Source organism: Pseudomonas sp. HC1(2025), assembly GCF_058742075.1.
The window spans coordinates 5,140,090-5,152,819 of record NZ_CP196017.1 but is presented as its reverse complement, the minus strand read 5'-3'; the positions used below and the strand labels follow the sequence as shown (position 1 = coordinate 5,152,819).

General features: G+C 64.0%; 8 protein-coding genes. 6 read left to right on the top strand and 2 right to left on the bottom strand.

Annotation, left to right across the window (positions count from 1 at the left end; genetic code table 11):
- Window positions 1-17: 17 nt before the first annotated feature.
- Entirely contained in the window at window positions 18-1,829 is a 1,812-nt protein-coding gene (locus ACSSVH_RS23085) for a DUF1302 domain-containing protein (protein ID WP_169951413.1), read from the bottom strand.
- 307 nt (window positions 1,830-2,136) lie between these two features.
- On the opposite strand from ACSSVH_RS23085, the gene ACSSVH_RS23080 reads away from it, so the two are divergent.
- Window positions 2,137-3,210, top strand: a complete 1,074-nt coding sequence (locus ACSSVH_RS23080) for a GlxA family transcriptional regulator (RefSeq protein WP_169951292.1) — start codon at window positions 2,137-2,139, stop codon at window positions 3,208-3,210.
- 9 nt (window positions 3,211-3,219) lie between these two features.
- On the opposite strand, the gene gliR is transcribed toward ACSSVH_RS23080, so the two are convergent.
- A complete protein-coding gene (gene gliR / locus ACSSVH_RS23075) occupies window positions 3,220-4,239 on the bottom strand; it encodes an AraC family transcriptional regulator GliR (protein WP_170041659.1) in 1,020 nt (339 codons plus the stop codon).
- 228 nt (window positions 4,240-4,467) lie between these two features.
- Between gliR and ACSSVH_RS23070 the strand changes: the two genes are divergently transcribed.
- The 5 genes from ACSSVH_RS23070 to ACSSVH_RS23050 all read left to right on the top strand — a co-directional run bounded on the left by ACSSVH_RS23070 (window position 4,468) and on the right by ACSSVH_RS23050 (window position 12,708).
- On the top strand, window positions 4,468-6,063 hold the full coding sequence (locus ACSSVH_RS23070; protein WP_492633784.1) for an FAD-binding oxidoreductase: 1,596 nt from the start codon (window positions 4,468-4,470) through the stop codon (window positions 6,061-6,063).
- 4 nt (window positions 6,064-6,067) lie between these two features.
- Entirely contained in the window at window positions 6,068-7,657 is a 1,590-nt protein-coding gene (locus ACSSVH_RS23065; RefSeq protein WP_170058475.1) for a glycerol-3-phosphate dehydrogenase/oxidase, read from the top strand.
- Between the two features lie 10 nt (window positions 7,658-7,667).
- On the top strand, window positions 7,668-9,257 hold the full coding sequence (locus ACSSVH_RS23060; protein ID WP_170041662.1) for an FGGY-family carbohydrate kinase: 1,590 nt from the start codon (window positions 7,668-7,670) through the stop codon (window positions 9,255-9,257).
- A 107-nt stretch (window positions 9,258-9,364) separates the two neighbouring features.
- Window positions 9,365-10,669 carry a phospholipase gene (locus tag ACSSVH_RS23055; protein WP_492633783.1) on the top strand — a complete coding sequence of 435 codons (1,305 nt, stop codon included), beginning with the start codon at window positions 9,365-9,367 and terminating at the stop codon, window positions 10,667-10,669.
- A 53-nt stretch (window positions 10,670-10,722) separates the two neighbouring features.
- A complete protein-coding gene (locus ACSSVH_RS23050) occupies window positions 10,723-12,708 on the top strand; it encodes a DUF1302 domain-containing protein (RefSeq protein ID WP_492633782.1) in 1,986 nt (661 codons plus the stop codon).
- The last annotated feature ends 22 nt before the right edge of the window (window positions 12,709-12,730 follow it).

Below are 12,730 nucleotides of genomic sequence, written 5' to 3'. Positions count from 1 at the left end.
TGTTTTAAGGGGGGCTGCTAGAAGCGAATACCGACACTGGCCTCCAACAGGCTTCGATCTGCCACTAGGTTGTAATCGCCGCCACCGGTGTTCAGGTAGCTGAGATCGAAGGTGTAAGTGCTTTTGTAATCACCGTTCACACCGAGTATTTGCGCGTAGCGGCCTTCGGAAAATACCCCGTCATAGGCGTGCCCCTCGATGTCATAGACGAGTGTCAGCGAAGGCGTCAGGTCCAGCCCGGGCAACACATTCCTGTAGTTGATTTCCCCTTTGATACGGGTACCCCAGGCAAACGGCGTGATAAATCCGTCATCCGCACATCTGGCCGCCGGGCCTGTGCACTTCGCCGCTTTGCCGTAGGGCGCGCTGCCAAAACCGGGGCGTCCGTACCGGATCTGGTCGGTGTCGGGCAGGTCATGTACATATTTCAACCCGGCTTCTGCCGATAGCTTCATCGCACCGCCCAGCACTTGGCCAAAAGGGTGGCTGGCGCCGAGATTCAATTGGCTGACGTGGAAGCGGTCGTAGCCGCTTGCCAGGTAGCCCGTCGGGGTTTTGGACAGGTAGCCCATCGGCCCGCTGCCGGCGAGCAGCCCGGCAATAAAGTCAGCGCCGTTCCAGGCGATCGGTTGATTGGGGCGGTAACTGTATTCGGCATAAATCCCGGTGCCGCCCGGTAGCCGTGTCTTGAAGTTGAGGGCGTACAGGCGAATGCGGGTTGGGTAGGCGCGTTGATAATAGGCCGCCACTCCAGTGGGTGTTGCCTGCCCCACGTTCGCGGCCGGTGGTGTCAGTACGCCGGGGCCGGTACGCATGACTTGTGTCAGCGCTTCCCGGCTGCTGTAGTCGGCGAAATACAAGCCGAACAACCCGACGTCCTTCCATAAATACTGCAGGCTGGCGCCGTATTGATTGTTGCCTGGGCGATGGTCCGGGCCGCGGGCCACGTGATCCAAGGGGTTGTTGAGGGCCTGGCCGTCAGTGGTCGAGATCGGTCGGCCTGCTATCGCGCTCATCACGCTGCCGTTAAGGATAAATTGGTTGCAGCCGGGTTGGGCGTAGTCGCTGGTCGACAGAAATGTGCCACAGCCAGAGTAGGCACTGGGGCGCAATTCAAACTGATTGAACGCATCCACCGACAGGTTCTCGGTCAGGGCCAGCTTGGCGTACAGGGTCGGCATCGGCACGGTGCGGGCTTCGGCAATCGAGGTGGCGCGGCGTGCGGCGGCCCAGTCAAACGCGTTCACTGCCTGCAAGCCACCGCTGATGGTGGTGGGCGTGACCCAAGGGATCGCCTGGTCGCCCAGGCGCACCAGCAGATCATGCCCGGCGGGCTGGAAATTGCCGTAGACATAGGCGTCGTTGAACACCGCATTGGAGAAGCGCGCCAGGGAATCGAACCCCGAATCACTGAGTGGTTCTCCCGAGCGATAGCCGTTGGGGACGCTGCCATGCCCGACGTCCTGGTGTTTCTGGGTGTAGTCGTACCAACCCTTTGCGCTGACGAAAACCCCGAGGTTACGGTGGCTGAGGTCCGCTTGCAGGTAGGCTTCGGCTGACGTTGAAACCGCATCGCCGCGCTTGTAGTTGAGGTTGCCGTCGTTGAACAGGTTCATACCGTATTCGGCACTGGTCAGGCGGTGGCTCGGGTCGTCCATGCGTCGCACTGTGCCCAGGGCCAAGGCGCCTTTTACCTGCAGGCGGGTGTCTTCATGTTGCCATTGCATGCCATTCCCCAGCCCTGACTTGAGGTCACTGAACACCAGTTCTCCTGCGGTGACTGGAGTGCCGATGCCAGCACTGAGCAAGGCCGTGGCCAACCCTGCCATCACAGGCTTGCCGGTGTTTCTTATTGTTGTTTTCACTGACTGATACCCTTGTTTTTTTCTTTGCGCAGCTCAGGTGTTTTTCAGTCTATCGTCGAAGCGGTCTCGGTAATAAGGCGAGTACCGACAGCGATAAAGCCAATATCGCCAGTAAAAATCCCGGGCAATTGACTGTTAAAAGCCAGGTGAAAAGGCGGTTCGACCCTGTTTTTAAAGGAGCATCACGCAGGCTGGGCGAGCGGTCGGGAGACAGCGTGAAAAGGCAGGGCTAATATCGCCAACAATAAATCCAATATCGCCAGGTAAGCCCATGAATGTCCGCGTCGATTTATTGCATGGCCCGCACAGTCTTACTGGCACGCTGTTTAGCGTGATCGACATGCTGCGCACCTTTAACAGCCTCTGGCAGTTGCGCAACCCGGATAAGCGCGGCGCGTTTTTTCACTGGCGCCTGATCGATGCGGCGGGCAATGAGCTGCCGCTTCCCGACTGGCTGGCGCAAATGCGCCCGCCCAACGCCGGCCGCAAAACCCTGCGGCCCTCGCAGACAGCCCTGTTTGTTCCCGGCGTGCAGATGAAAAGCGTGCCGGACCTGAACCATGTTCTCGATCAATGCACCGCCGAGCTGAACTGCATCGCGCGTTACCACGCCCAAGGGCGCGTGATTGCCGCCAGCTTCAATGGCGCGGTGATGCTCGCGCGTGCAGGCGTCCTGGATGGCCGGCGGGCGACGGTCACCTGGATGATTGCCAATTGGTTCGCGTGCGCCTTTACGAAGGTGCAATTGGCGATGGAAGGCCCGGTGGTGGTCGACGGCCCGGTGTTCACCGCTGGAGCCCCGGCGGCGGTCTGCGATTTGATGGTGGAGTTGATCCGGCACTTCGCCGGCGAAGAAATGGCCCAGGTCGCGACCAATGGCCTGCTTTATCACCCGATGCGCTTTGAACACTCAAGCCTGAATTTCCCCGGCATCTCGGTAAAAACCCGCGACAGTGTGGTGTTCCGCGCCAAGCAGTGGCTGCAACAGCATATTCAGACGCCCTACAGCCTGGACGAGGTCGCCCAGGCCGCGACCGCCAGCCCGCGGACCTTGCTGCGTCACTTCAAAGAGGTGGAGGGCATGACCCCCCTGGATTACCTGCATCGCCTGCGGGTTGAGCGCGCCAAGCAGTTACTGGAAGTGACCCTGATCGACCTGACGGAAGTCATGGAGTACTGCGGTTATCAAGATGCCAGTGCATTTCGGCGCCTGTTTTTGCGCAGTACGGGGCTGACGCCTTCGGAGTATCGGCGGCGCTACACCATGCGCATCTCCAGTCGGCGCTGGCGGGCGGATGAAGCAGGGGAGGATTTGATTGAGGGGTTGGGGCTGGAGCGCCTGTGATGTTCGGCCTCAACTGCCCCGATGGGTCTGCCGATACTCGCCCGGCGGCATGCCGGTGCGGCTCTTGAAGGTGCGGTGGAACGAGCGCGGCTCGGTGAAACCCAGGTATTGGGCGATGTCCTGGATCGGCAGGTCGCTGTGCAGCAGGTAGTGCTCGGCCAGTTCCTGGCGCAGGTCGTCGAGGATCTGCTGGTAGGACGTGCCGGCCTGCTGCAACTGGCGTTGCAGGGTGCGCACCGACATGGCGAACTGCTCGGCCACCTGTTCCTTGCGTGGCAGGCCTTCCTTGAGCAACTGGCGCAGGGCGTTTTTCACCCGCAGCGCCAGGGTTGAATCGTCCAGTGAGGCCATCAGTGCCAGGGCATGTTCTTCCAGGGTGCGCAGCAATTGCGCATCGGCCTGGCGCAGGGGCGTTTGCAGGTAGCTCAAGGGCGCCACCAGGGCCGAGCAGGGCTGTTCGAACAACACCGGGCAGCCGAAGAAGTCCTCGTACTGGCTTAGTTGTGCGCCGTCCGGCAGCGGATGTTCGAGCAACACCTGGCTTGGCGACAGTTCGGTGTCGGCGATCCAGCGGGCATACACCAGCCAGGACGCCAGGACGTTTTCCACCATGTGCCGGCGGATCTGAGGCTGCTGGTGGCGGCAGTTCCAGATCAGTCGCACCTGGTCATGGACCATTTCCGCGCGGCTGGTGCCCATGTCGCCCACCAGTTTTTCGAACGGCATGATGCGGTTCATCGCCTCGCCCAGGGTCGCGCAGTTCATGGTGATGTAGCCGAGCACGCTCCATGAGTTGGGCAACACGAAGCGCGCCGAATTGAGCCCGAACAGCAAGTCCCCGGAATGTTCGCAGAAGTACCCCAGCAGGCGCTCGTGGGCTTCCACGGGCAGGCGCAGGCTGTTGTCGTCCAGTTGGCCGACAGTGATCCCGGCCGCCTCCAGTGCGGGGGCGGTTGCCACGCCGAGCTGTTCGGCATGGCGCAGGTACTTCAGCAGAGGGGGGACGGAGGTAGAGCCGAGTGTCTGCATGATCGGGTTCCTTGCGGGGTGTTGCCGGCGGCAGTGCCTTGCGCGCGTCGATGGCAGGCAAGGTAATTTGAAATCGTGACTAAAGTAAATGCTCCCGTGGATACATCCGGTAATACAGCGATTGACCCAATTGGCTACTCCATCTGTCCCGATGCGACCGTGACAGCGCGCACCGGCTGTTTAGTATGGGGGCACTGAAAATCATAAGATCTGCTGGGAGAAACAGGCATGCGACGCTGGAACGGCTGGGGCGAAGAAACTACGCAGATGGAGATGCCCGCCCATGGGGCCGCGTTTCTGCGCGAGCGATTGGGCGACGGGCACACCCTGCCGGACGCCAGCCTGGAGCGCGCCCTGGCCGCGGTGCCCGCGTCGCGCCTGGCGCCCCATCCGCTTTACAGTATCGAGCCCCGGGATCGCCTGATGCATGCCCGCGGCCAGAGCCTGCCGGACTGGCTGGCCCTGCGCGAAGGTGCGCTCGGCCGGTACCCGGACGCCGTGGCCCTGCCGGAAACTGTCGAGCAGATCCGCCAGTTGCTGGCCCTGGCCGACAGTGCCGACCTGTGCCTGATTCCCTACGGCGGCGGCACCTCAGTGGCCGGGCATATCAACCCGCCGGCATCCACGCGCCCGGTGCTGACGGTGTCCCTGGCCCACATGAACCGCCTGCTCGACCTCGACGAACAAAGCCTGATCGCTACCTTTGGCCCCGGTGCCAGTGGGCCCCAGGTGGAGAGCCAGCTGCGTGCCAAAGGCTACACCCTGGGGCACTTCCCGCAGTCCTGGGAGCTGTCGACCCTGGGCGGCTGGGTGGCCAGCCGCTCGAGTGGCCAGCAATCGCTGCGCTATGGGCGGATCGAGCAACTGTTTGCCGGCGGCACCCTGGAGACTTTCGCCGGGCCCCTGGAAATCCCGAGCTTCCCGGCCTCGGCCGCGGGCCCCGACCTGCGGGAAGTGGTGCTGGGCAGTGAAGGGCGTTTCGGCATCATCTCCCAGGTCAAGGTCCGGGTCAGCGCGTTGCCCGAGGACGAGCGCTTCTACGGCGTATTCCTGCCAGACTGGCCCAAGGCCCTGCAGGCGATCCGCCAACTGGTGCAGGCCCGGGTGCCGCTGTCGATGCTGCGCCTGTCCAATGCCATGGAAACCCAGACCCAACTGGCGCTGGCCGGCCATCCCAATCAAATCGCCTGGCTGGAACGCTACCTGGCACTGCGCGGGGCTGGCGAGGGCAAATGCCTGCTGACTTTCGGCGTCACCGGCAATCGTCGGCAGAATGCCTTGTCGTTGCGCCAGGCGCGCCAGCACCTCAAGGCTTTTGGCGGGGTGTTTACCGGCACCCTGCTGGGCAAAAAGTGGCAACAGAACCGCTTTCGCTTCCCCTACCTGCGGGAGAACCTCTGGAATGCCGGCTACGTGGTCGACACCCTGGAGACCGCGACCGACTGGTGCCATGTCGACGCCCTGCTGCACGCGATCGAGGCCAGCCTGCGCGACTGCCTGGCGGCCGAGGGCGAGCGCGTCCATGTGTTCACCCACCTGTCCCATGTCTATGGCGAAGGTTCGAGCATCTACACCAGCTATGTGTTCCGCCCGGCGGCGGACTACCCGGCCACCCTGGAGCGCTGGAAAGCCCTCAAACAGGTGGCCAGCCGCACCATCGTCGAAAACCACGGCACCATCAGCCATCAGCATGGTGTGGGCAAGGACCACGCGCCTTACCTGCCGAGGGAGAAGGGCGAATTGGCGATGGCTGCGCTGCACAGCCTGAGCCGGCATTTCGATCCGGCCGGGCGTCTGAACCCCGGCACCCTGCTGGAAGACTAGGCCCATGAGCGATGACTGGAATGCCCAATGGCGCGAGGCCGTGTTGCCGCAACTGGCGCGTGAACCCTGGGACTTGATTGTGATTGGCGGCGGCATCAGCGGCGCCGGGATCCTGCGCGAGGCGGCCCGGCGCGGCTGGCGCTGCCTGCTGCTGGAGCAACGGGATTTTGCCTGGGGCACCTCCAGCCGTTCTTCAAAAATGGTCCATGGCGGCCTGCGCTACATCGCCAAGGGCCAGTGGCGCCTGGCGCGCGATTCGGTACGCGAGCGCCAGCGCCTGATGGGCGAAGCACCGGGGTTGGTGGAACCCCTGAGTTTTTTGATGCCGCACTATCGTGGCGGGTTTCCCGGGCCGCGGGTGTTCGGCGGCTTGCTGCGGGTGTATGACGCCCTGGCCGGTTGCCGCAGCCGGCAGTTCCACCGGCCTGCACAACTGCGCTACTTGGCGCCGGGGCTGATGGAGCCGGGGCTGCTGGGGGCGTCGCAGTTTCGCGATGCGCTGACCGACGATGCCCGCCTGGTCATGCGCGTGTTGGCCGAGGCCCGAGCCGATGGCGCCTGGGCGCTCAATGGCCTGCGGGTGCGCCAGTTGCTGCGCGAGGACGGGCGGGTGTGTGGGGTCGAGGTCGAGGACGCGCAAGGCGGCGCCGTTATGCAAGTGCGTTGCGCGGTGCTGGCGGTCGCCACCGGCGCCTGGGCTGAGCGCCTGCAACCGGGCGGCGGGCAGCGGCAGTTGCGGCCCTTGCGTGGCAGCCACTTGTTGTTGCCGGGCTGGCGCTTGCCGGTGGCCCATGCCTTCAGTTTTATGCATCGGCGCGACGGTCGCCCGGTGTTCGTCTTTCCCTGGGAAGGGGCCACCGTGGTGGGCACCACCGACCTGGATCATCGCGAGGACCTGGACCTCGAGGCGAGCATTACCCGTGAAGAACTCGACTACCTGCTGGAGGCTTGCGCCCAGCCCTTTCCCCAGGCCGAGGTGACGGCGGCGGACGTGCTGTGCACCTGGTCCGGGGTGCGCCCGGTGGTGGGCGCCGCCGATTCCCAGGCCAAACCCTCCAATGAAACCCGCGAGCATGTGCTGTGGCAGGAACCGGGCTGCGTGACCCTGGCGGGGGGCAAGCTGACCACCTTCAGGCCCCAGGCCATCGAGGTGCTGCGGGCCTGTGCCGGGATGCTCGGGAAGACCCTGGAGGATGACGGCGCGCCAGTGTTCCAGGCTGTGTCGCGGCAGGCGATCCCCGGGCTGAGCGATGCCGGCAGGCGGCGCCTGGCCGGGCGCCATGGCCGCGATCTGCCCCGCCTGGCCAGCCTGATACATAGCCTGGGCAGCGAGTGTGTCGGCGCCAGCGATACCCTGTGGGCAGAGCTGGCCTTTGCCGCCGAGGCCGAGATGGTCCTGCACCTGGACGACCTGTTGTTGCGGCGCACCCGTCTCGGCCTGCTCCTGCCCGGCGGCGCCGCCCACTACCTGCCAGACATCCGCCGGCTATGTCAGCCGCGCCTGGGCTGGGACGACGCGCGCTGGGAACAGGAACAGCAGCGCTACCTGCAACTCTGGCAACGCCATCACAGCGTCCCGTCCGCCTCGATCTGAAGAGCGCGTCATGAATAAAGAGAGCTTCGTGGATAACAATTCCCCCGACAAACACTATGTGCTGGCGATCGACAACGGCACCCAGAGTGTCCGCGCGCTGTTGTTCGACCTGCAGGGCAACCTGCTGGGCAAAGGCAAGGTCGAGTTGCAGGCCTACTACTCCACTCAGCCCGGCTGGGCCGAGCAGGACCCGGATTACTACTGGAGCAAGCTGGGGGAGGCCTGCCAGCAGTTGTGGGCGCAGACCGGCATCGACCGCAGCCTGATCCGTGGCGTGTCCCTGACCACCCAGCGCGGCACCTTGATCAATGTCGATGCCCAGGGTCGGGCGCTGCGCCCGGCCATCCTTTGGCTCGACCAGCGCCAGTGCGAGCCGGAGGGCGGGATCAAGGGCCCCTGGGGCTGGCTGTTCAAGTTGATCGGTGCCGAGGCCACGGTGGACTACTTCCGCGCCCAGGCCGAGGCCAACTGGATCGCCCAGCATCAGCCGGATATCTGGGCCGCCACGGACAAGTTCCTGCTGCTCTCGGGCTTTCTCAGCCATCGCCTGACCGGGCGTTTTGTCGACTCGGTGGGGTGCTGCGTGGGCTACTTGCCCTTCGACTTCAAGCACCTGCGCTGGGCCGCGCCCCGGGACTGGAAATGGCAGGCCCTGGCGGTGCGTGCGCAGCAACTGCCGCGCCTGTACAAGCCAGGAGAAGAACTGGGCCGCATCACCGCCGAGGCCAGCCGCCATACCGGGATCCCCGAGGGCCTGCCACTGATTGCCGCCGGCTCCGACAAGGCCTGCGAAGTGCTCGGTTCCGGCGTGGTGGAGGCGACGACTGCGTGCCTGTCCTACGGCACCACGGCGACCATCACCACCACGCGCTCGCGCTACCTGGAGATAGTCCCGCTGATCCCGCCGTATCCGGCGGCAATCCCCGATCACTACAACTGCGAGGTGATGATCTATCGCGGCTACTGGATGGTCAGTTGGTTCAAGAACGAGTTCGGCCTGCGGGAAATGCAGCAGGCCCGGGAGCAGGGCCTGGAGCCGGAGCAGTTGTTCGATGCGCTGGTCAACGCGGTGCCGCCCGGCTCCATGGGCCTGACCCTGCAACCCTACTGGTCGCCGGGCATCCGCGAGCCGGGTGTAGAGGCCAAGGGGGCGATGATCGGCTTTGGCGACGTGCACACCCGGGCCCATATCTACCGGGCGATCCTCGAGGGCCTGGCCTATGCCCTGCGCCAGGGCAAGGAGCGTATCGAGCGCCGTTCGAAACTGTCGATCAAGCGTTTGCGCGTGGCCGGGGGCGGTTCCCAGAGCGATGCGGCGATGCAACTGACCGCCGATATCTTCGGCCTGCCCGCCGAGCGCCCGCATGTCTACGAGGCCTCTGGACTGGGGGCGGCGATTGCCTGTGCGGTGGGGCTTGGGTTGTACGCGGACTTCGATACCGCCATCGCGGCCATGACTCGCACTGCCGAGGTGTTCATGCCCCAGCCTGAGGCGCAACAGATGTACGACCGCTTGTACCGCGAGGTCTACCTGCACATGTATCGCCAGCTCAAGCCGCTGTACCAGAGTATTCGCGAGATTACCGGCTACCCGGCGTAGACCCAGGCTGTATGGCGCTATTGGAGAGTCTTTTTGGCAAGATCGGACAGTGTCGGGGGGTACCCGGATTGTTAGGCTGAACGCATCTACAACAAGAGCGTAAAGCCATGAAGTTGCCGTCGTTGCTGCTGTGCCTGGGGCTGTGCAGTCTGTCGCCCTTGGCCGGTGCATGGTCCAATCACAGCGTGGGCAGCTACCTGGCCTTGCGGGATTTGCCCGCCTTGCGCGAGGCGCCCGAGGTGGCGGTCGAGTCCCTCGAGCAGTTTGTGTCCGAGCAGTATCCAGGCCTGGTGGCTTTGCTGGACGAGCAGGAGAACTTCGCCCGCAGCCACTTCCCCGACTATCCGCCGCGTCCCGACAACCTGCGCCTGGCGCCGCAACCTGGGACCGATCTGCGCCGGGACTTGCTCATGGCCCTGCGGGTCAACCCGCAGATCCACCTGGCCCAGGTGATCCAGCCCATGCCCGGCCAGGACCTGGCGGGGCGCCCGCAGCTCAAGGCCGCCGAAGTGATGGTCGAGCAGACGCTTTCGCCGTGGAATCGCCAGCGCTTCATTCAGCTGCAGCCGGGGCAGCAGGTCGCGCCACTGGCCGTGCTGGCGACCGCTGCGGACGAGCCGGACTACGGTCACGATATCAATCTGTTCAGCGATAACCCGGGGGCCGTCGGCGCGTTGTATGGCTTCGGCGTGCAGTCGTTTGGCGACGCGCGTTTCCAATACAGCTCCCAGGCGCCGTTCCATATGGGCTTCTTCCACGAGAGCGCGGTGGTCTACGTCGCAGCGCCCTTCCTGCTGCGCAACTGGCCGGACTGGCGGGCCTACCAGTACTTCGGCCTGGCGCGTTTTGCCTTTGCCAATGGCCATCCCTACTGGGGCTATCGCTTCCTGGGCTGGGGCATGCACTACCTGCAGGACCTGACCCAGCCGTATCACGCCACGACCCTGCCGGGCGATGACCTGACCAGCATGCTGCTGATGGAGGGCAAGGCCCTGGCTGGCTATGACAGTGACAAGCGGGCGGCGATCGAGCGTGTCGCCACGCGCCACAACGAGGTGGAGCGCTACCAGTTCGCCTGGCTGCGCCACCTGCTGCTGACGGGGGCGAGCAACCCGATGCTGACGGCCTATGCCGACGCCTCCCGGGACGCCGATTACCCGGCTTATTCGACCGATTACCTGCGCCAGGTAGTCAGCGCCGAGGCGGATGCCCAGGCGGTGGCGTTCGACGAGGCCATCGGCCAGTGGTTGGCGACGCCCGGGGCGACCCAGAGCTTCAGTGCGGGCAACCAATTGCCCGCCGAACGCTACGACCATGCCCAGCTCAACGAACAGTTGGTGCAGTTGCTGCGCCACTTTGGCGCCCACAGTCGCAACTACGTCAGGGCCGGCCTCGACCGCCCGGCGCCGTGACAACAGACATCGCAGTGCAATAACAACAAAAAAGTTGCAGGGGAGAGACGGCAATGAGCACCACAGTGCGCGCGCAAGGCTCGGGATCCGAGGGTAAATGGTCCATTAAATCCACGGGGGCGGGCGTCGGCCTGGTGGGCCTGCTGCAACTGTGCAGCGGCGGGACCGTGCAGGCCATGGAGTTCAGTGTGCTGGACAACCAGGTCACCGGCTCGTTCGACAGCACCCTGTCGTATGGGCGCCTGTGGCGGGTCCAGGGGCGTGACAAGGGCAACGATGACGTCAACACCAACGACGGCAATCGCAACTTCGATACCGGGCTGGTTTCCGAGGTGTACAAGATCACTTCGGAGCTGGAGGCCAACTATCAGAACTACGGGCTGTTCGTGCGTGGCACGGGGTTCTATGACACCCAGATCATGGACAAGCGCAACGACTACTACCGCAACAACAACCCGTCGCAACCCAGCCAGAGCCATCCCCAGGATGACCACTTCACCGACCAGACCCGCGACATCGCCGGTAGCCGCGTGGAGATCCTTGACTCCTATATCTATGGCAACTGGGACGTGGGCCAGATGCCTCTGACCGCGCGTCTGGGGCGCCAGGTGTTCAACTGGGGCGAGGGCATTTTCTATCGCGGCGGGGTCAACACCACCAACCCGGTGGACGCGGCCAAGTACCGGCTGCCGGGCGCCGAGGTCAAGGAAGTGCTGATGCCGGTGGAAGCCATCAGCTTCAATATCGGCTTGAGCGACAACCTGTCGATGGAGAGTTTCTACCAGTGGAACTGGAAGGAGACCCGCATCGATCCGGTCGGCACCTTCTATTCCCAGAGCGACCTGTTCGCCGATGGCGGCCGCACGGGCTACAACAACTTCACCGGCAGCGCTCTCGACACCCCGACGCCCATCGGCGGCAACGTCATCGGGTTATACGACGCCCTGGGCAACAACCCGATGCTCGGCGGCATGCTGCGCAGTACCGGGCTGTATGCCAACGGCATGACCCCGGCCTACGGCAACACCCTCAAGGTGGCGTCCATCGGCAAGGACTACAACGCGCGCAACGATGGCCAGTACGGCTTTGCCTTCCGCTACATCGCCGAGGAACTCAACAGCACCGAGTTCGGGCTGTACCTGGTCAACTACCACGCCAAGGAGCCGACCATTGCCGCTGACCTGGCGGGCTACAAAGGCATCGACATGGCAGCGCTGACCAGCATGCTGTCGTCGGTGGCCGGCAGCCAGGCGGCGGCCTTGGCCAATGGCCTGGCGACGGTGGACGTGATGGGCAATATCCAGGCGCACCGACGCTATGCCGAAGATATCCGCATGTACGGCTTCAGCTTCAACACCACCCTGGGCAAGGCCTCGGTGTTTGGTGAGCTGGCCTACCGGCCGAACCTGCCCATCGGTGTCGCCGCCACCAACGACCTGATCGGCGACCTGGCCAATGGCGCCGGCGCGGCGGCGGGCGGGCAGTACATCAATGTCGGCGGGCAGATGGTCAACCTCAACAGCCAGATCGACAACTCCGAGCGCGTCGAGGCCTTCAACACCTCCTTGGGTAGCATCTACAACTTCGGTCCGGGCCTGAGCTTCGACTCGCTGTTTGGCGTGTTCGAACTGGCCTCCGAGCACCTGCGTGGCAGCAGCCTGAAGTACCAGGCCTACGATGGCAGCACCCGCTACTACGCGGGCAGCGGTAACACCTCCTATGTGTCTGGTGGTGAGCGCGATGACCAGGTCAGCCGTGATTCCTACAGCTATACGGTGATGTTCAACGGTACCTGGAACGACGTGTACGCCGGGGTCAACCTGTCGCCCTACGTGGTCTACAAGGACGACTTCAAGGGCAACTCCTATCAGGCCGGCAACTACATCGAGGGACGCAAGGCCTACACCCTGGGGCTCAAGGCCAACTACCAGAACAAGCTGGAAGCCGAGCTGCAATACACCGAGTTCTTTGGTGGCGGCCAGAACAACGTGATCCGCGACCGCGACAACATCGGTTTCAACCTCAAGTACTTCCTGTAAGCCGCTGCCGTGCTGCGGCGCG

Coding starts and splice junctions, on each gene's coding strand:
- ACSSVH_RS23085 (WP_169951413.1), bottom strand. CDS start 1,829: ATGGCAGGGTTGGCCACGGCCTTGCTCAGTGCTGGCATCGGCACTCCA.
- ACSSVH_RS23080 (WP_169951292.1), top strand. CDS start 2,137: ATGAATGTCCGCGTCGATTTATTGCATGGCCCGCACAGTCTTACTGGC.
- gliR (WP_170041659.1), bottom strand. CDS start 4,239: ATGCAGACACTCGGCTCTACCTCCGTCCCCCCTCTGCTGAAGTACCTG.
- ACSSVH_RS23070 (WP_492633784.1), top strand. CDS start 4,468: ATGCGACGCTGGAACGGCTGGGGCGAAGAAACTACGCAGATGGAGATG.
- ACSSVH_RS23065 (WP_170058475.1), top strand. CDS start 6,068: ATGAGCGATGACTGGAATGCCCAATGGCGCGAGGCCGTGTTGCCGCAA.
- ACSSVH_RS23060 (WP_170041662.1), top strand. CDS start 7,668: ATGAATAAAGAGAGCTTCGTGGATAACAATTCCCCCGACAAACACTAT.
- ACSSVH_RS23055 (WP_492633783.1), top strand. CDS start 9,365: ATGAAGTTGCCGTCGTTGCTGCTGTGCCTGGGGCTGTGCAGTCTGTCG.
- ACSSVH_RS23050 (WP_492633782.1), top strand. CDS start 10,723: ATGAGCACCACAGTGCGCGCGCAAGGCTCGGGATCCGAGGGTAAATGG.